Origin of the sequence: Paraburkholderia tropica (assembly GCF_900109265.1) — a bacterium.
In the GTDB taxonomy this organism is placed as follows: Bacteria; Pseudomonadota; Gammaproteobacteria; order Burkholderiales; family Burkholderiaceae; genus Paraburkholderia; species Paraburkholderia tropica.
Map to the genome: position 1 here is coordinate 168,830 of NZ_FNZM01000015.1, position 18,098 is coordinate 186,927.

Consider the following 18,098-nt stretch of genomic DNA (forward strand, 5'->3'; position numbering starts at 1 on the left):
ATGACGCCGATACTCCAGCGCGCCATGTTACGCACCGCACCGTTCGCGCTTGCGGCCTGTTTTGCGGCCTGTCTCGCGGCCTGCGCCGTGGGGCCCGACTATCATCGGCCGACGGTGGAATCGCCGTCGTCCTATCGTTTTGCCGCGCCCGGCGCGGAAGTGGTCGATCCGTCGCTCGACTGGTGGACGCAATTCAACGATCCGGTACTCGACGATCTGATTGCGAAAGCGCTCGCGCAAAACAAGGATTTGCGCATCGCCGCCGCGCGTATCGAAGAATATTACGGTCGCTACGTGGTGACGCGCGCGGGCCTGTTTCCGCAAATCGGCGCGAATTTCGGCGCGTCGCGCAGCCGTGGCGTGCCCGCGCCCGGCTATCCACCCGTAGTGGGCAATCAGGTGCAGCTCGAAGGCGTGGCGTCGTGGGAACTCGATCTGTTCGGGCGTCTGCGGCGTTTAACCGAAGCCGCGCGCGCCGATTATCTCGGCACGCAATCGGCGCAACAGGCCACGCGGATTGCGCTGATTGCCAATGTGACGTCGAGTTATCTGCAATTGCGCGATTACGACAATCAACTGACGATTGCGCAAGAGACGCTCAAGAGCCGCCAGGGCGCGCTCGATCTGTTTAACGAGCGTTTTGCGGGCGGCGTGGTGTCGAAATTGCAATTGAGTCAGGCGCGTTCGGAATATGAATCCGCGCAGGCGTCGGTGTATTCAATCGAGCAGCAGATCGCGCAACAGGAAACGGCAATTTCGCTGTTACTCGGTCAGAATCCGGGGCCGATTCCGCGCGGCAAATCGATTACCGAATTGACCGCGCCGGCCATTCCCGCGGGTCTGCCTTCGTCGTTGATCGAGCGCCGCCCCGATATTCTCCAGGCCGAGCAGGCGCTCGTTTCCGCCAACGCATCGATCGGCGCGGCGCGCGCGCAATATTTTCCGCAGATTTCGCTCACGGGTTTATTCGGTGCGGCCAGCACGGCGCTCTCGGGCTTATGGACGGGGCCGGCGCGCATCTGGTCGTTCGCGGGTTCGGTGACGCAGCCGATTTTCGAGGGCGGCGCGATTGCGGGCTCGGTGCATCAGGCAGAAGCGGTGCAACAGGAAGCGTTGCTGAGTTACGAGCAGACGATCCAGCAGGCATTCGCCGACGTGGAGAATGCGCTCGTCGGCGTGGCGCGCACGCGCGATCAGCTCGACGCCACGACGCGTCAGGTGGAAGCGCTCACGCAATATGCGGCGCTGTCGCGCGATCTTTACGAAGGCGGTTATACGAGTTATCTGGAAGTGCTCGATGCGGAACGCAGTTTATTCAGCGCGCAATTACAGCAATCGTCTCTACAGGATCAGCAGCTCGCGCAGATCGTGAGCCTCTATAAAGCGCTTGGTTATGGCTGGACGCCGCCGGCGGGCGAGAAAGGTGTGGACGGTACGACGAAAGCCGCTCCGCAGTCGTGAATGGCGGAGCGGTCGCTGAAAAAATGAGTGTGAATGCGCGCTGCATTCAAGGCGATTCCGCTAGCAGATAGCGCAGCGACTGAGGTTCGGCGCGCGTCGCTTTCGCCACGTGCAGCGATTTGCGGTCGGTCTTCGGCGCGATTTTCTGCACCTGTTTGCCGCTATTCATGCCGGTCATTGGCGCGTTGCGCTGCGCAAATGCCGCGGTGCTCGCCGCCGACGCGCACGCGCACAGAACCACGGCCACGACGGTGCCGGCAACTGGAGAAGGGATCATCGGAACGCTCCCGCAGCGGCGCGAGGCCGCGAATGCGCGGACGGGGCCCGCGCTGCGTTCCTGAGTATGGTCGGGCGTCGCGCGCGCCGCCTCCATCGTCTGATGGAGAAAGATGCGGGGCGCGTGATGAAGCGAAGCGGCTAGTCAGCGGCGCGGCGGTCGGAGAGCGCGAGCTCGCAGTCCTTGAGCACCTGCAAAACCAGCTTCGCCTGGTAATTGAGGTCGTCGGTGTCGAGTATTTCCTCGACGGCGTCGCGCGCCCAGGTCGCGTCGACGAACCATGCGTGCTGCTTGGCGATTTCCTGTGCGATGGCGGTGAGCCGCGCGATGGCGAGCCAGTCGGCTTCGCGCGCGTGGCGATCGAGCCACTTGTGGGCCGCCTGCACGTGAAAAGCCGCGTTCGGCCAGGATTCGTTGAGGTAGTAGGCCCCGAGGCTCCCGCACGTGAGCCAGCAGAGCAATTCCACGCGGTCGCGCGGGCTTAGATGGTGGCGTACATCACTCATGGCGACGCTCGCGAAGGTGACGAAGTTCGATTGACGGGCACATGCACGTTACGACTCCAGTGCCAAAACAATATCACGTAAACGCGCTGGAGCAACACACGTGCCGCTTTACGCGGGCTACAGGCGTAGCGTCGCCTGGAGGACCTCGTATGCAAACCAGGAGTGACACCAGGGCTGTGTGCGCCAGCGCGCCAATCGGCATGGGGTGCAGCGGTCCCGAGCATGCGTGGCGCATTCGTGCCGGACGGTCGGATCGCGCCAGGCGTGAGGCGCGTCGAGCGGGTGCGATCGAGCAAAGCCGTTGCGATTCGAGCCCTTAAATCGCGGCGTAAAACGGCGGCGGGTTAAACCGTTCTGCCGCTTGCGCGTGCGAGCCAGGCGGCGGCGTCGGATGCGCCCATGCCGTTCGCGACGTCAAATGCGGTATTGCCCGCGCCGTCCTGCGCGGACGGATTGGCGCCGCGCGCGATCAGCATTTCGACGATGTCCACGCGGTTGAACATGGCCGCGATCATCAGCGCGGTGCGGCCGTCGGGCGACGCGCCTTCCACGTCGGCGCCATTGTCGAGCAGCGCGGCGATCACTTCGGTGTAGCCCTTGAATGCGGCGCCCGCGAGCGGCGTCTGGCCGTTGTCGTTGCGCAGGTCGGGATCGGCGCCGCGTTGCACCAGCGCGCGCACGGCGTTGGCGTGGCCGTGGTAGCTCGCGAGCATCACGAGGCTGTCGCCTTTATCGTTGCGCAGATTGGGCGGCAGGCCCTGATCGATGAGCGAGGCGAGCGTGGCGGCTTCGCCACGGCGCGCGGTGTCGAAGACTTCACGCGCGAAATCGAGCAGACGTGGATCGAGATCGTCGGCGGAGGGGTTGGCGGTCACGGCGGGCTCCTTCGGTTCGGTCGGTGGCGAAGCCCGCGCGCTGCCGGGCGAGCCTCATTGTCGCCGATTCGCGCGCGGGGTGCGCAAACTACGAAAGTGCACAATGCCGCACGAAAAAACGGCGCCGCGCCGGGCCGCGCGAGAAACACACGCGGCAGGCGCGGCGCCGTTGCGCCGCCGAAGCGGGGAATGCTGTGTCGCCGGTGAAAGCGCGACGATCGACAATCAGGCGATTACGGCACCCATCACGGCACCAGCCAGAGCGCGACCGCGTAGATCACGAGCGAGACCGCGAACGTCACGGCGGTGTAGCCCATCACGCGCTGGATGCGGATGCCCGCGATGGCCACGATCGGCACGGCCCAGAACGGCTGGAGCATGTTCGAGACGTTTTCGGCCATCGCCACGCCCATCGCGGTGCGCGGCACCGACGCATGCAGGCTCAGCGCGGCGGGCAGCACGAACGGCCCTTGCACGGCCCAGTGTCCGCCCGCGCTCGGCACCAGCAGCGTGATGATGAGCGAGCTCAGGTAGCTCCAGATCGGCAGCGAAACCGGCGTGGCGATCGTCACGAACGCCTTGGCGATCATCGACGCGAGACCGGTGCCCTTCATGATGCCCATGATGCCGCCGTAGATCGGGTATTGCAGCAGCATCGAGCCGGTCTGGCGCGCGGCGCGGCGGATCGCGTTCGCGTAGGCGATCGGCGTGCGCTGCAGCGCGAGGCCGATCAGCAGGAAGATCAGGATGGTCGTGTTGATGTCGAGATCGAAGCCTTTTTCGCTCCATTCCATCGCCAGAAAGCCCACGCCCAGCACGAGCAGCAGCAGCGTGCCGAGCATCGACTGTTCGAGGCGCGTGGCGAACGACGGCGTGTCGCTGATGCGCGCGTGCGGGTCGTCGCTCGGGGCGCTGTCTTCGTCCTGCGCGGCCTGATTGAAGGCCACCACGTCTTCCGCTTTCGGGTGCATGCGGATAAAGATCGCGGTCATCACGACGACCACCAGCACGGTCGGCACGAACACGAACGGCGCGAACACGGTCTCGGCGAGCGGCACGACGTGGCCCGTGGCCTTTTCGACCAGATTGAGCGCGTTGCCGTGCGAAGCCTGCGAGAGCGCGATCGAACTCGACAGGCCGCTATTGCAGATCGACCACGCCGAATAGCTGCCGGCCACGAGCCACGCGAAATCGACCTTCACGCGCCGCGCGATTTCGCGCGAGAGCAGCGCGCCGACGATGAGACCGAGGCCCCAGTTCAGCCACGCGGCGACGGCGACGACCGGAAACACCAGCAGCGCGGCGCGCGCGGGCGTCTGCGCTTTCGCCGCGAGCGCGCGCAGGCCGCGCTGGACGATCGGCGCTTCGGCGATCGCATAGCCGGTCGCGAGAATCAGGATCATCTGCAGCGCGAAGCCGAGGATGCCGAAGGTGCCCGTGTACCAGGCGTCGAGCAGCGTCGGAATATGGCCTTGCGGCGCAATCGCGAGCGCGAGCACGGCGACGAACGCCGTGAGACAGATCGAGAGAACGAAGGGGTCGGGCATGACCCGCTCGAACACATAGACGAGGGCGGCGACGACGCCGCGGCCTTTGGCGGATTGCGGTTGAGCGATGGGAGGGTTGTCTCTTTTCATGCTGTTATGAGTCGCGCAGTGTGTGGCTGCAAGCTGATGTGCGCCACGCGCGGCGTGTCACGAGGTGTCACGGCGACGTGCGGCGGCCTGCTCGTTGTTGTTATCGTGCGTTCGCAATGCGAACTACGTTTCGTTTATCGAACCGGCCAATAGTCGCTTTATGCCTGCTGAATGTCAAGCCGCAATCGCGTCAGTTCGCGGCTTTTTCAAGGCAGATCGCCGTCGATTGAATGGTTAATGAAAGATGTTGAAAGCAAAAAGGAAAGCGCGGGGCGTGCGGGCGCGCGGCCGGAACGTCGTATGTGCGGCAGACGAAAATGCAGGAGAGTGGGGAAAGCGGAGGAGACAGCGCGCGCGGCAGGACGCCGCGCGCGTGAAGGACGTCAGGCTTGCTGCAGGAATTCGTCGACGAGCGGGGCGAGCACACGCGCATGCGCGTTGGCCAGATCGTGGTCGCCGCCGTTCACGAGATCCAGCTCGGAATTCGGCAGCAATTCGAGCAGCTTTTCGCCCACGGAGAGCGGGCTGATGGGATCTTCGTCGCCCCACAGCAGCATGACCGGCTGCTGGATATAAGGCAGTTCGCCCGTGAGATCTTCGCGCAGCGTCAGGAACCAGTCCGGCAGATGCGGGTTTTCCTTGCCGAAGCTCTCGCGCCAGTCGCTCGCGCCCAGCGCCTGCATGTCGAGGCCGCCCGAGGTGACGGCCAGCACCAGATGCGTGACGAGCGCGGGCTTCGCGAGCGCCGCGCGCAAGGCCAGCACGCCGCCCATCGACTGGGCGATCAGCGCGGTCGGACGGTCGATGCGTTGCACGAGGCGGCGCACGAGGTCCTCGAAATTTTCGACGTCCGGATCGGCGGGTTCGGCGCCGAAGCCCGGATAGGCGAGGAACTGATGCTCGGCTTCGTAGGTGAGCGCGTTCGCCATCGGTTGCCAGAACGCGGGGTCGCCCGAGGCGCCCGGCAGGAAAATGAGTTGGGTCGGTGCGTTCAAGGTCGTTTCGCTCGGAGCGCGCGTGAAAGTGGCGTGAAGTGGAGCAGCGTCGCGAACGCGCGCCGCAAGCGGGCCGGACGTGGCCTGGACCGGTCAGGTCCGGGTGCAGTCTGGGTTCAGAAGCCGCCGATCTTAGCACGCAAGCGCGTGGCCCTCGCGCGCGGCGCGAGCGAGCCCGGCCTGGCCGCCGACAACGCCGCGCGCGGCGGCCCCGAGCGCGAACGGTACAATGTGGCCGGTTCATTTTCCGCTCGACACCATGCAAAAAAAGCCGGCTCACGGTGCGCCACTGCCCGCCTACGAACAGATCAAGCGTCACGTCCTCGCGCAGATCGAAAGCGGTGCGCTCAAGCCGGGCGACGTCGTGCCTTCCGAAACCGAAATGGTCAAGGAATTCGGCGTCGCGCGCATGACCGTGTCGCGCGCGCTGCGCGAGCTGATGGCCGACGGCGTGCTCAACCGCGTGCGTGGCTCGGGCACCTACGTCGCGCCGCGTCAATACGAGTCGACGGCGCTGCAGATCCGCAATATCGCCGACGAAATTGCCGCGCGCGGCCATCGCCATAGCGCGAACGTGCTCGCGCTCGAAGCCAGCGACGACGAGAACGCCATCGCCTCGCTCGAACTCGAACGCGGGCCGGTGTTCCATTCGCGCATCGTGCACAGCGAAGAGGGCGAGCCGATCCAGTACGAGGATCGCTATGTGAATCCCGAGGTGTTTCCCGATTATCTCCAGCAGGATTTCACGGTCGAAACGCCCAATCACTATATGGTGCGGCTCGCGCCGATCCAGCGCGCGGAATTTCGCATCTACGCGCAGAAGCCCGATGCGCGCGTGCGCCAGTATCTGGCGATGGAGATCGGCGAGCCTTGTTTGCTGCTGCTGCGCCGCACGTGGGTCGGCCGGCACGTGGCGACGTCGGTGCGGCTCTGGCATCCGGCTTCGCGCTTTCATCTGGCCGGCACGGTCTGACGCTTTCTTCCCGTTCTTCTCGCGTTTCCGCTTTCTCCGCTTTCTCCACTGCGCGCCGTTCCGGGCGCGCACGTCGCAGCATCTTGTCTAGCCAATGAGCGCCGATTCAAGGCGCTCGACTCCCCGCTAACACGCTAAAAAATCCCGGAAAATCTCCAGGGTAATTCCCTACGCTCGTTTTATTGAAACGAGTTGTATATACAACTTGACGGGGTTAGACTTGCTCTCACGTTGCCACCACGCCTCACCTTGAATTCCCGGGATTCCCCTGCATCAGGTTGGCCGCGCGGCTTGCGCCAGAACTTTTCTTTCGAGACTTCCGAGACGAACGAACGCCATGAACCACCCGAACTTCACCGATCCCCGCCTCGATCCTTCCCGCACGATCCGCGCGCCGCGCGGCAGCGAGAAAGTCTGCAAGACCTGGCTGGCGGAAGCCGCCTATCGCATGATCCAGAATAATCTGGACCCGGAAGTGGCCGAGCATCCGCATGCGCTGGTCGTGTATGGCGGCATCGGGCGCGCCGCGCGCAACTGGGAATGTTTCGATCAGATTCTCGCGTCGCTGAAGGATCTCGGCGAAGACGAAACGCTGCTGATCCAGTCGGGCAAGCCGGTGGGCGTGTTCCGCACGCATGCCGACGCGCCGCGCGTGCTGCTCGCGAATTCGAATCTCGTGCCGCACTGGGCCACGTGGGAGCATTTCCACGAACTCGACCGCAAGGGCCTCATGATGTACGGCCAGATGACCGCGGGCAGCTGGATCTACATCGGCTCGCAGGGTATCGTGCAAGGCACCTACGAAACGTTCTATTCCGTGGCGAACCAGCATTTCAACGGCAATCCGAAGGGCCGCTGGATTCTCACGGGCGGTCTCGGCGGCATGGGCGGTGCGCAGCCGCTCGCGGCCACGATGGCGGGCTTTTCGATGATCGCGGTCGAATGCGACGAGACGCGCATCGACTTCCGTCTGAAGACGCGCTATGTCGACCGCAAGGCGAAGACGCTCGACGAGGCGCTCGCCATCGTCGAAGAAGCGAAGCAGACGGGCAAGCCGGTCTCGGTGGGTCTGCTCGGCAATGCGGCGGACGTGTTCGCCGAATGCGTGGCGCGCGGCATCACGCCCGACTGCGTGACCGACCAGACCAGCGCGCACGATCCGATCAACGGCTATCTGCCGCAAGGCTGGAGCGTCGAGCAATGGCGCGAGGCGCAGAAGGTCGCGCCGGAGAGCATCATCAAGGTCGCGAAGCAGTCGATGGCGCATCAGGTGCAGGCGATGCTCACGCTGCAGGAACGCGGCGCGGCCACGCTCGATTACGGCAACAACATTCGCCAGATGGCGCTGGAAATGGGCGTCGACAACGCCTTCGATTTTCCGGGCTTCGTGCCCGCGTATATCCGTCCGCTGTTCTGCGAAGGCAAGGGTCCGTTCCGCTGGGTCGCGCTTTCGGGCGATCCCGAGGACATCTACAAGACCGACGCGAAGGTCAAGGAACTGATTCCCGACGATCCGCATCTGCACAACTGGCTCGACATGGCGCGCGAACGCATCGCGTTCCAGGGCCTGCCCGCGCGCATTTGCTGGGTGGGCGTAAAGGATCGTTATCGTCTGGGTCAGGCGTTCAACGAGATGGTCAAGAACGGCGAGCTGAAGGCGCCGATCGTGATCGGCCGCGATCACCTCGACACGGGTTCGGTCGCGAGCCCGAATCGCGAAACCGAATCGATGAAGGACGGTTCGGACGCCGTGAGCGACTGGCCGCTGCTCAACGCGCTGCTGAACACGGCGGGCGGCGCGTCGTGGGTGTCGCTGCATCACGGCGGCGGCGTGGGCATGGGCTTCTCGCAGCACGCAGGCGTGGTGATCGTCGCGGACGGCACGCAGGCGGCGCACGAGCGTCTGGGCCGCGTGCTGCACAACGATCCGGCCACGGGCGTGATGCGCCACGCCGACGCCGGCTACGAACTCGCGCAGCAGACCGCGCGTGAAGCCGGTCTCAAGCTGCCGATGCTGGGCCGATGAGCGAAGCTCGCACGACGCCCGCGCCGCGGCTGACGCTGCTGCGCGGCGCGGATCGGGTGGCGTCGCCGTGGAAGAACGGCGGCGGCGTCACGCGCGAGATCGCGGCGGAATTTGCGCCTGTGTCGGCCGATGAGGTTGCGCACGACGTCGCGTTCGCGTGGCGTGTGAGCGTGGCCGACGTCGCGCAAGCCGGTCCGTTTTCGCGCTTCGCGGGCGTGGATCGCACGCTCGTCTTGCTCGAAGGCGCGGGCATGTTGCTCGACGAGCATGATGCTGGCGGCGCGAATGTCTTGTCGACGCATGCGCTGACGCGCGTGCTCGATATCGCGCGCTTCGACGGCGCTGCGTCGATTGACGCGCGTCTTGTCGATGGCGCCACGCGCGATTTCAACCTGATGGTGCGCCGCGACGTGGCGCACGGCTCGCTCGAGGTCTGGCGCGAGGCGGGTTCGCATCGCATTCCCGCGCAAACGGATACTGTGCTGCTGTATGGCGCGCAAGGCGTCACGCGCGCGCGCGTCGAAGATGGCGAATGGATCGCGCTCGAAACCGGTGACACGCTGCGTATCGACTCCGCTCAGGCCGCCGAAATCGAAACGCAAGGCGAGGGCGCGCTGCTCGCCATTACGTTGAACGTGCAACGACATCCGAAGAAAGCGCCATGAATCAAGCCGTCTGGCACCACCTCAAACTCTGCGCGCAGGGCGACCCGCGCGACACGCTCGACGACGCGGCCATCGCCGTCGACAACGGCACGATTGCGTGGCTCGGCGCGGCGGCCGATCTGCCCGCGACGTTCGCGCAATGGCCGCGCGAAGACCTCGGCGGCGCGTGGGTGACGCCGGGTCTCGTCGACTGCCATACGCATCTGGTCTACGGCGGCCAGCGCGCCGATGAATTCGCGCAACGTCTCGCGGGCGTGAGCTACGAGGAAATCGCGCGCCAGGGCGGCGGCATCGTCTCGACCGTGCGCGCCACGCGCGCGGCGAGCGAAGCCGAACTCTTCGCGCAATCGGCCGCGCGTCTCGAACCGCTGCTCGCGGAAGGCGTGACGGCCGTCGAAATCAAATCGGGCTACGGCCTCGAACTCGACGCCGAGCGCAAGATGCTGCGCGTCGCGCGGCAACTGGGCGAGCGTTATCCGGTCACGGTGCGCACGACGTTTCTGGGCGCGCATGCCTTGCCGCCCGAGTACGCAGGACGCGCCGACGCCTATATCGACGAAGTGTGCGAGCGCATGCTGCCCGCGCTCGCCAACGAAGGCCTCGTCGATGCCGTCGATGTGTTCTGCGAGCGCATCGGCTTTTCGATCGCACAGAGCGAGCGCGTGTTCGAAGCGGCGGCGCGTCGCAATCTGCCCGTGAAAATGCATGCGGAGCAATTGTCGAATAGCGGCGGCGCGGCGCTGGCAGCGCGTTATGGCGCGTTGTCGTCGGATCATCTGGAGTTTCTCGACGAAGCGGGCGTGGCCGCGATGAAAGAAGCGGGCAGCGTGGCCGTGCTGCTGCCCGGCGCGTATTATTTCATTCGCGAAACGCAGTTGCCGCCGCTCGATCTGCTGCGCCGCTACGAGGTGCCGATTGCCATTTCCACCGACAGCAATCCCGGCACATCGCCCGCGACTTCGCTGCTGCTCATGATGAATATGGCGACCACGCTGTTCCGCATGACCGTGCCCGAAGTGCTGCAAGGCGTGACGCGGCACGCGGCCCAGGCTTTCGGCGACACCGCGCGCCACGGCACGCTCGGTGTGGGACGTCCCGCCGATTTTGCGGTCTGGCAGGTGCAGTCGCTCGCCGAACTCGCCTACTGGATCGGCCGTCCGCTGTGCGCGCGCGTCGTGCGCGGCGGCCAAACCGTTTTCGAACGCGATCAACGCGCATGAATACCTTGAATTCCGATTTCCCTCAGCGCGCGCTGTTCGCCGCGCATGCGTGGCTGCCGGATGGCTGGCGCCGCAACGTGTTACTCGAATGGGACGCGCAGGGCACGTTGCTGCGCGTGCAGCCCGATCTCGTGAGCGCGCCCGCGGGCGTGACCACGTCCGCCGGTCCGGTGATACCTGGGATGCCTAATCTTCATTCTCACGCGTTTCAGCGCGCGATGGCGGGCCTCACCGAGTATCGCGCGAATCCCACCGACAGTTTCTGGAGCTGGCGCGATCTGATGTATCGCTTCGCCGCTCGCATCACGCCCGACGATCTCGGCGCGATCGCGCGCTGGCTCTATGTGGAAATGCTCAAAGCGGGCTATACGTCCGTCTGCGAATTCCATTACGTGCATCATGCGCAGGACGGCCGGCGTTATGCGAGTCCCGCCGAACTCGCGCAGCGCGTGGTGGGCGCGGCGCGCGAGACGGGCATCGGCATGACGATGCTGCCGGTGCTTTACCAGTACAGCGGCTTTGGCGCGCGTGCGCCGCGCGACGATCAGCGGCGCTTCATCAACACGCCCGCGCAATTGCTCGAGATGATCGAAGCGCTGCGCGAAACGTATCCGGAGCAGGGCGCGTTGCGCTATGGGGTCGCGCCGCATTCGTTACGCGCGGTCTCACAGGATTCGTTGCGCGACATGCTCAACGGTCTCGACGCGATGTTGCCCGGCGCGCCCGTGCATATTCACATCGCAGAACAAACCGCCGAGGTCGAGGCGTGCATCGAAACCGAAGGCGCGCGTCCGGTGCAATGGCTGCTCGATCGTTTCGACGTGAATGCGCGCTGGTGCCTCGTGCACGCGACGCACGTCGATGCGCAGGAGACGCTCGCGCTCGCGCGCAGCGGCGCGGTGGCGGGCTTGTGCCTGACCACCGAGGCGAATCTCGGCGACGGCATTTTTCCCGCGCACGATTATCTCGATGCGCAAGGCGCATTTGGCGTCGGCTCGGACAGCCATATCGGCGTGGATTGGCGCGCGGAATTGCGCCTGCTCGAATATGGCGCACGTCTCGTGCGCCGCGAGCGCAACGTGCTCGCTTCGCCGCAAACGGCGTATGTGGCCGACCGGTTGTATACCGGTGCGCTGGCGGGCGGTGCGCGGGCGACGGGGCGTCAGGTGGGCGCGCTCGAAGCGGGCGCGCGTGCCGACTGGATCGTGCTCGATCCGCAGCATCCGAATCTGGCCGGGCAGACGCCGCGCACGTGGCTCTCGTCGGTGGTGTTTTGCGAACACGGCGAGACGCCGGTGCTCGATGTCTATACGGGCGGCGAGCAAGTGATCGCGCAGCGCCGCCATCGCGACGAAACGCGTCTTTACGCCGACTATCGCCAGACGCTCGCGCGCCTGCTCGCCGATGCGTAAGCACACAGCCATTCAACGGACCGGATCATGACCGAACTCTTTACGCTCGAACGCGGCACGGCGCCCCTGCTCATTTCTATTCCGCATCTGGGCACCGCGATTCCCGCCGATTTTCGCGAGCGCTACAGCGATATTGCGCTGAGCGTCGCCGATACGGATTGGCATCTCGATCGTCTTTATGCTTTCGCGAAAGAACTCGGCGCGACGATTCTGGGCGCGCGTATTTCGCGTTATGTAATCGACCTGAATCGTCCGCCGAACGACGAAAGCCTGTATCCGGGGCAAACGACCACGTCGCTGTGTCCCATGGAAACGTTTCGCGGCGAGCCGCTTTATCGCGACGGCCACGCGCCCGATGCAGCGGAACGTCAGCGCCGCGTGCAGACTTACTGGCAGCCGTATCACGACACGTTGCGCGCGGAGTTGCAACGCTTGCGCGCCGAACATGCGAACGTGCTGCTCTGGGAAGCGCATTCGATTGCGAGCGTGCTGCCGCGACTGTTTGAGAATAAATTGCCGGATTTGAATATCGGCACGCAGGATGGGCGCACGACGCATGCATCGGTGCAGGCGGCCGTCGAGCGCGGCGCGGCCGCGAGCGAGTTTACGTCGATTGCAAATGGTCGTTTCAAGGGCGGCTATATCACGCGCCATTTCGGCGCGCCGCAAGACGGCGTGCATGCCGTGCAGCTCGAAATGTGCCAGTCCACCTATATGAACGAAGACGCGCCGTTCGACTATCGGCCCGATCTCGCGCAAAAAGTGCAGCCGGTCTTGCGCGCCATGGTGGGCGGCGCGCTGGAAGCGGTGCAGGCGCTGAATCGCCGAATTGTTGATTGACGCGGCTGCCGTTACAGCAGCCACTCGATCGGCAGAATCGAAAAGAACCACACGGCGAGGCGCGTGCTCCAGCGCGAATTCGGCTCGACGTCATAGCGCATCGTGCTGTCGCCATCGCGGCGTATCCAGTAGATCGAGCCGTCAGGCGCGAGTCGCGTTTCGTAGGCAAGCTGCGGAATCTGCGCGACGAACGCATGCTCGATCTGGCTGGCCAGTTTCGGGCTTTCGATCACGAGGCCAAGTTCGGTATTGAGATTCGCCGAACGCGGGTCGAAGTTCAGCGAACCGACGAACACGCGCTTCGCATCCACGGCGAAGGTCTTCGCATGCAGGCTCGAACCGGAGCTGCCGAACATGCCGGGCGCCTGCTCCTTCGCGCCGCTCGTGCCTGCCGCGCGGCGCAATTCCCACAGTTCGACACCGCTTTCGAGCAGCGCCTTGCGCCGTCGCGCATAGCCGCCGTGCACCGGCATGACGTCGGTGGCTTCGAGCGAGTTCGTGAGCACGCGCACGGTCACGCCACGTCGCGCAAGCTCGGTGAAATAGCGCGTGCCGGCTTCGGCGGGGACGAAATACGGCGAGACGAGATCGAGTTCGCGTTGCGGCTCGCCGAGAATATCTTTGAGCTGACTGAGAATGAGCGAGTCTTGCGGCGCTTTGCCAAGCGCTTTCGCGGGATCGTCGCTGACGAGCCGCGCCGGCGCCCATTCAAATTCGAGCGTGCCGTCGAGCAAATGGCGCACGTCGGTTTTCGCTTCGAGCGACGCGATAAACGCGCTGGCCGCGGGGTTGGTCTGCACTGCAAGCGCGGCGCGGTCGAGCACCGCGAGCTGGTCCGCGGACACGGCGGGCAGGATTTCCTGCACAGGCCACGCCGAAGCACTCGACCAGTATCGGTCGAAATCGTGCGCGACGTCCGTTGCGGCGGGACCGATTGCGAGCACGTCGAGATCGGCGAATACCACGCCGTCCGTTGCGCCAAAATATTCATCGCCGATATTGCGCCCGCCGAGTATTGTCGCCACGCCATCGGCCGTTAGCGACTTATTGTGCATGCGCCGGTTCAGGCGCGAAAAGTCGGTGATAAAGCCGATGAATTTGGGCTTGCGAATCACGAAGGGATTAAACAGGCGCACTTCGATATTCGGATGCGCGTCGAGCGCGGCGAGCGTGCTGTCGAGCGAAGAGGGGATGCCGTTGTCATCGAGCAGCAGGCGCACGCGCACGCCACGGTCGGCGGCTTTGCGCAACTCTTCGAGCAGCAGCGTGCCGGTGAGATCGTCGCGCCAGATGTAGTACTGCACGTCGATCGTGCGTTGCGCCGTGCGGACAAGATCGACGCGCGAGGCGAAGGCTTGCAGCGGCGCGGTGAGCGGATCGATGCCGGTCAAACCGGGGTGATCGCCTCGCTCCTTGTCGATCGCCTGGCCGAGCTGTGTGCTGCTCGCCTCCTCAGCGGTGAGCGCCACCGATTGCGTGCGCGGGCCGGGTGCGGGTAATTGCTGGCATGCCGTGAGTGTCGTTGCGCCGAGCGCGGCGCACAGGCAGGCCGCGAGCCAGACCGCGGCCGAGCCGATACGTCTGCGAATAGCGATCACCACCGTGGAAGAGGGCAAGCTGGGCATGGACGATCCGCGCGTGAATTGACGCTAGCTTACGCGAATGCCCGGTCACGCTCCACGCGAGCGTCCGGGGGTCGGTCGTCTATCAGCCGTGAACGCACCAAAGCGCACCAAAGCGCACGAAGGCCGCGCCCGCGCGATGGCGGTAGCGGCTTTCGGTGGTAGTGCTTTCGACGGGGGCGTTACTGGGTGTTCGGTGCGATGTTGGGCGCGCCGCTATTCGGAGCATTGAGCGCATTTTGCGCGCGTGCGCGGGATTCCTGAGCGGATTGATTGCGTTCGCTGCGAGCCTGCTTGGCTTCGTTCCTGTACACCTTCTTCGCTTCGGATTTTTTCGCGCGCTGTTCGCGATTCGCTTCACGAATTTCCATGCGCTTCTGGACGATCGGGTCGTTGTGCGTGGCGGCGGCCGGCGGTGCGGGTTGTGCCGGATTGGCCGGTGCGGGCTGCTGCGCGAGCACCGAGCCGGCGATCATGGCGCCGACCAGGGTCAGCACGACGGCTGTCGTTGCGATTCTGGATCTCATTCTTGACTCTCCGATGGATGATACGGATGGCTAACTATCGGCAATGGACCGGTAAATCCAGCCGAATTAATAACGGCGAAACGAATCGGTAAATACGTTCGCGTGTTTTGCTGCGTCGGGTTTCATTTTACTTACAGCGCGACGCAGGTCAAGCCGATTGACGCGATATTGCCAGGCGTCTGCTTCTATTTGTCGAAGCGAAAACGCCTTAAAACAGGGCGACATAGACATAATGTCGCGATTCGATTCACGATGAATTAACGCAGCATCGTCGCGAGTGTTTTGAACAGCAGCGTGCGCTTATTCGATTTCCGGTGAATCATGCCGACGGTGCGCATAAACGGCGGATTGCAGAGCGGAATCAGCCGCAGATTCGGGTCGTCGTGCCAGTTGCCGTTGTGAAGCACGGGCAGCACGCTCACGCCCACATCGTTACGCACGAGCGAAACAATCGTTTCGATGGAATTGAGTTCGAGATATTCGAGCGGCTTGATGCCGAGCGTGCGCAACGCGTCGTCGATGACCGCGCCCGTCGGCACGCGTCGGTCGAAACGCAGAAAGCCGCGTTCGCGCAAAATACGCCGGGCGTCGGTGCCCTTCGTCGTGCGGCTCGTGACGAGCATAAGCGGCTCTTCGTAGAGCGGCGTCCAGGCGAGCGATTCGTGCAGCGTGCCGTCGATATTGCCGACCACGACGGCCAGATCGACTTCGCCGGCTTCCACCATATCCGCGAGTTCGGTGGACCGCGCGGAGGTCAGGCGCACTTCGAGTTCGGGATGCTCGGTCTTCAGATGCGCGACGGCCAGCGAGAGCGCGCCGATCACCGAGACCACCGCGCCCACGATCACCGAGCCGCGTATGGCGTCGTCGGCGCTGGCCGGCAGTTCGTCGATCAGTTCGAGAATGCGCTCGACCTTCGCGCAGATCTCGCGGCCTTCGCGTGTGAGCGCGACCTGGCGCGCGCGGCGGTCGAAGATCTGGCGGCCGAGCGCTTCCTCGAGTCCGCGCATCTGCAGGCTGACGGCGGCCTGGGTGAGCGCGGTCTTTTCGGCGGCGGTGGCGAACGAGCCGCTGCGCGCGACGGCCTGCAAGGTACGCAACATCCGGAGCGTGAGCATGTGAGAAAAATTTAAGTGTCGACAACAAAATATTAATATTTTTTTGGTCAAGCCTTCAAGATAATCGAAGGATCGGTCTGTGCCGGACTGTCCGGCACGGTCGCGCTTCCATTCATCCGCATTCACCCGAATCGATACCCTCATGACGCGCTTCAACTGGCACAACCCGTATCCGACACCGCGCCTGCCGGTGTTCGCCCGCAATATCGTCTCGACCTCGCACCCGTTGGCCGCGCAGGCGGGGCTGCGCATGCTCTGGAAAGGCGGCAACGCCGTGGATGCCGCGATCGCCGCGGCGGCGGCCATCACGGTAGTCGAGCCGGTGTCGTGCGGCCTGGGCGGCGACGCGTTCGCGCTCGTCTGGGACGGCTCGCAACTGCACGGCCTGAATGCGTCGGGCACGGCGCCGGCCGGTTGGAGCGTGGACTATTTTCGCCGCAAGCACGGCGAGGAGCAGGGGCTCGCGAAGCAGCCCAAGCGCGGCTGGGACACCGTGACGGTGCCGGGCGTGATCGCGGGCTGGGAGGCGCTGCATGCGAAGTTCGGCTCGCTGCCGTTCGCCGATCTGATGGCGCCCGCCATCGAGATCGCCGAACGCGGCTATGCCGTGGCGTCGATCGTCGCGCGCAAGTGGCAGGCGGCGATTCCCGAATTGCGCGATCAGCCCGGTTTTGCCGAGACGTTCATGCCGCGCGGGCGCGCGCCCGAAGTGGGCGAACACGTGCGCCTGCCGGGTCACGCTTCCACGTTGCGACGCCTCGCGGAGCAGGGGCCGCGCGCGTACTACGAAGGCGAACTCGCCGAGCGCATCGCGGCGTTCGCCCGTGAAGGCGGCGCGGCGCTCACGCTCGACGATCTTCGCAACTATCGCGCGCAATGGGTCGAGCCGATTTCGAAAACCTATCGCGGCTACAAGGTGCACGAGATTCCGCCGAACGGGCAGGGGATCGCCGCGCTCATCGCGCTGGGCATTCTGGAGCAGTTCGACGTGGCGTCGCTGCCGCGCGACGGCATCAAGTCACAACATCTGCAGATCGAAGCGATGAAGCTCGCGTTCGCGGACGTGTACCGCTATGTGTCCGATCCGCGTTCGATGGACGTCACGCCCGAGCAGATGCTCGACGACGCCTATCTGAAATCGCGCGCAAAGCTGATCGATCCCGCACGCGCCACGCACTTCGACTTCGGCATGCCGCGTTCCGGCGGCACGATCTATCTGTCCGCCGCGGACGAGCGCGGCATGATGGTGAGCTTCATTCAATCGAATTACATGGGCTTTGGCTCCGGCGTGGTGGTGCCCGGCACCGGCATCGCCATGCAGAATCGCGGCTGCGGTTTCTCGATGGATCCGGTCTCGCCGAATGTGGTCGAAGGCGGCAAGCGGCCGTTCCACACCATCATTCCCGCGTTCCTCACGCAGGAGGTGGCGGGCCGCGACGAGGCGGTCATGAGCTTCGGCGTGATGGGCGGCGACATGCAGCCGCAAGGGCATCTGCAGACGGTCGTGCGGATGCTCGATTACGGCCAGCAGCCGCAGGCCGCATGCGATGCGCCGCGCTGGAAGGTCAATCGCGACTTCACGCTCGACATCGAATCGACCTTCGATCCGCATACGGCGCAGGCACTGGAGGCACGCGGTCACCGCATTCAGGGTATCGACGATCCGTATATGGATTTCGGTTCGGGCCAGTTCATCTGGAAGCTCGACCGCGAGAATCCGGATCACGGTTACGTTGCGGCCAGCGATACGCGTCGCGACGGTCTGGCAGCGGGATTCTGAGCGGAGCAAGGCCGCGTCGCGTGCGCGGCCTTGCTTGGCCATACGCAGATCGATTTACGCACAATTAAATTAGCATCGCGAATTAAATAGAAAGAGGAGGCACGATGGAAACCGGATCGCCGGCAGCGTCGAACCTGGGCGAAGCGCAGCGCTACCACGCGGAC

General features: G+C 64.6%; 16 protein-coding genes. 8 read left to right on the forward strand and 8 right to left on the reverse strand.

The genetic code is table 11. The features are described from left to right. Complete coding sequence (locus BMY06_RS25165) at positions 1-1,461, forward strand: efflux transporter outer membrane subunit (RefSeq protein WP_244144407.1); 1,461 nt, start codon at positions 1-3, stop codon at positions 1,459-1,461. Positions 1,462-1,507: 46 nt separating this feature from the next. Here BMY06_RS25165 and BMY06_RS25170 read toward each other — a convergent pair whose 3' ends face one another. The 5 genes from BMY06_RS25170 to BMY06_RS25190 form a co-directional block, all read right to left on the reverse strand. Then, a complete protein-coding gene (locus BMY06_RS25170; protein ID WP_124261246.1) occupies positions 1,508-1,738 on the reverse strand; it encodes a hypothetical protein in 231 nt (76 codons plus the stop codon). Between the two features lie 140 nt (positions 1,739-1,878). Beyond that, positions 1,879-2,244: a hypothetical protein gene (locus BMY06_RS25175; RefSeq protein ID WP_065065911.1), complete on the reverse strand. Its 366-nt coding sequence runs from the start codon at positions 2,242-2,244 to the stop codon at positions 1,879-1,881. A 344-nt stretch (positions 2,245-2,588) separates the two neighbouring features. Further along, the gene (locus tag BMY06_RS25180) at positions 2,589-3,119 is read right to left on the reverse strand and encodes an ankyrin repeat domain-containing protein (protein ID WP_065065910.1); all 531 of its coding nucleotides are present in this window, start codon (positions 3,117-3,119) and stop codon (positions 2,589-2,591) included. Between the two features lie 245 nt (positions 3,120-3,364). Continuing rightward, on the reverse strand, positions 3,365-4,756 hold the full coding sequence (locus BMY06_RS25185; RefSeq protein ID WP_065065909.1) for a TIGR00366 family protein: 1,392 nt from the start codon (positions 4,754-4,756) through the stop codon (positions 3,365-3,367). Between the two features lie 383 nt (positions 4,757-5,139). Continuing rightward, positions 5,140-5,751 carry an alpha/beta fold hydrolase gene (locus BMY06_RS25190; protein WP_074985945.1) on the reverse strand — a complete coding sequence of 204 codons (612 nt, stop codon included), beginning with the start codon at positions 5,749-5,751 and terminating at the stop codon, positions 5,140-5,142. Positions 5,752-5,980: 229 nt separating this feature from the next. Here BMY06_RS25190 and hutC point away from each other — a divergent pair, with 229 nt between their 5' ends. The 6 genes from hutC (at position 5,981) to hutG (ending at position 12,887) form a co-directional block, all read left to right on the forward strand. After that, the gene (gene hutC, locus BMY06_RS25195) at positions 5,981-6,724 is read left to right on the forward strand and encodes a histidine utilization repressor (protein ID WP_074985947.1); all 744 of its coding nucleotides are present in this window, start codon (positions 5,981-5,983) and stop codon (positions 6,722-6,724) included. Between the two features lie 337 nt (positions 6,725-7,061). Beyond that, entirely contained in the window at positions 7,062-8,750 is a 1,689-nt protein-coding gene (hutU, locus tag BMY06_RS25200) for a urocanate hydratase (RefSeq protein ID WP_074985949.1), read from the forward strand. Next, complete coding sequence (locus BMY06_RS25205; protein ID WP_074985951.1) at positions 8,747-9,415, forward strand: HutD/Ves family protein; 669 nt, start codon at positions 8,747-8,749, stop codon at positions 9,413-9,415. Before hutU ends, BMY06_RS25205 begins: the two co-directional genes overlap by 4 nt. Beyond that, the gene (gene hutI, locus BMY06_RS25210; RefSeq protein WP_074985953.1) at positions 9,412-10,635 is read left to right on the forward strand and encodes an imidazolonepropionase; all 1,224 of its coding nucleotides are present in this window, start codon (positions 9,412-9,414) and stop codon (positions 10,633-10,635) included. The genes BMY06_RS25205 and hutI overlap by 4 nt, the downstream gene beginning before the upstream one ends. Continuing rightward, positions 10,632-12,047, forward strand: a complete 1,416-nt coding sequence (locus tag BMY06_RS25215; RefSeq protein WP_074985954.1) for a formimidoylglutamate deiminase — start codon at positions 10,632-10,634, stop codon at positions 12,045-12,047. Before hutI ends, BMY06_RS25215 begins: the two co-directional genes overlap by 4 nt. Positions 12,048-12,074: 27 nt before the next feature. Next, a complete protein-coding gene (gene hutG / locus BMY06_RS25220; RefSeq protein ID WP_074985955.1) occupies positions 12,075-12,887 on the forward strand; it encodes an N-formylglutamate deformylase in 813 nt (270 codons plus the stop codon). Positions 12,888-12,898: 11 nt separating this feature from the next. Here the strand turns inward: hutG and BMY06_RS25225 are convergent, their stop codons facing one another. From BMY06_RS25225 to BMY06_RS25235, 3 genes are all read right to left on the reverse strand, one after another. Further along, the gene (locus tag BMY06_RS25225; protein ID WP_080180287.1) at positions 12,899-14,512 is read right to left on the reverse strand and encodes a phospholipase D family protein; all 1,614 of its coding nucleotides are present in this window, start codon (positions 14,510-14,512) and stop codon (positions 12,899-12,901) included. 179 nt (positions 14,513-14,691) lie between these two features. Further along, positions 14,692-15,036 carry a hypothetical protein gene (locus tag BMY06_RS25230; protein WP_065064991.1) on the reverse strand — a complete coding sequence of 115 codons (345 nt, stop codon included), beginning with the start codon at positions 15,034-15,036 and terminating at the stop codon, positions 14,692-14,694. Between the two features lie 257 nt (positions 15,037-15,293). Continuing rightward, positions 15,294-16,154 carry a LysR substrate-binding domain-containing protein gene (locus BMY06_RS25235; RefSeq protein WP_065064992.1) on the reverse strand — a complete coding sequence of 287 codons (861 nt, stop codon included), beginning with the start codon at positions 16,152-16,154 and terminating at the stop codon, positions 15,294-15,296. A 142-nt stretch (positions 16,155-16,296) separates the two neighbouring features. Here BMY06_RS25235 and BMY06_RS25240 point away from each other — a divergent pair, with 142 nt between their 5' ends. Then, on the forward strand, positions 16,297-17,934 hold the full coding sequence (locus BMY06_RS25240) for a gamma-glutamyltransferase family protein (RefSeq protein ID WP_074985959.1): 1,638 nt from the start codon (positions 16,297-16,299) through the stop codon (positions 17,932-17,934). Positions 17,935-18,098 lie beyond the last annotated feature (164 nt).

Bases quoted from the DNA above. Each gene is read 5' to 3' on its own strand.
- hutU (WP_074985949.1), top strand. From the start codon at position 7,062: ATGAACCACCCGAACTTCACCGATCCCCGCCTCGATCCTTCCCGCACG.
- BMY06_RS25235 (WP_065064992.1), bottom strand. From the start codon at position 16,154: ATGCTCACGCTCCGGATGTTGCGTACCTTGCAGGCCGTCGCGCGCAGC.
- BMY06_RS25170 (WP_124261246.1), bottom strand. From the start codon at position 1,738: ATGATCCCTTCTCCAGTTGCCGGCACCGTCGTGGCCGTGGTTCTGTGC.
- hutG (WP_074985955.1), top strand. From the start codon at position 12,075: ATGACCGAACTCTTTACGCTCGAACGCGGCACGGCGCCCCTGCTCATT.
- BMY06_RS25175 (WP_065065911.1), bottom strand. From the start codon at position 2,244: ATGAGTGATGTACGCCACCATCTAAGCCCGCGCGACCGCGTGGAATTG.
- BMY06_RS25215 (WP_074985954.1), top strand. From the start codon at position 10,632: ATGAATACCTTGAATTCCGATTTCCCTCAGCGCGCGCTGTTCGCCGCG.
- BMY06_RS25225 (WP_080180287.1), bottom strand. From the start codon at position 14,512: ATGCCCAGCTTGCCCTCTTCCACGGTGGTGATCGCTATTCGCAGACGT.
- BMY06_RS25185 (WP_065065909.1), bottom strand. From the start codon at position 4,756: ATGAAAAGAGACAACCCTCCCATCGCTCAACCGCAATCCGCCAAAGGC.
- BMY06_RS25240 (WP_074985959.1), top strand. From the start codon at position 16,297: ATGACGCGCTTCAACTGGCACAACCCGTATCCGACACCGCGCCTGCCG.
- hutI (WP_074985953.1), top strand. From the start codon at position 9,412: ATGAATCAAGCCGTCTGGCACCACCTCAAACTCTGCGCGCAGGGCGAC.
- BMY06_RS25205 (WP_074985951.1), top strand. From the start codon at position 8,747: ATGAGCGAAGCTCGCACGACGCCCGCGCCGCGGCTGACGCTGCTGCGC.
- BMY06_RS25165 (WP_244144407.1), top strand. From the start codon at position 1: ATGACGCCGATACTCCAGCGCGCCATGTTACGCACCGCACCGTTCGCG.
- BMY06_RS25230 (WP_065064991.1), bottom strand. From the start codon at position 15,036: ATGAGATCCAGAATCGCAACGACAGCCGTCGTGCTGACCCTGGTCGGC.
- hutC (WP_074985947.1), top strand. From the start codon at position 5,981: ATGTGGCCGGTTCATTTTCCGCTCGACACCATGCAAAAAAAGCCGGCT.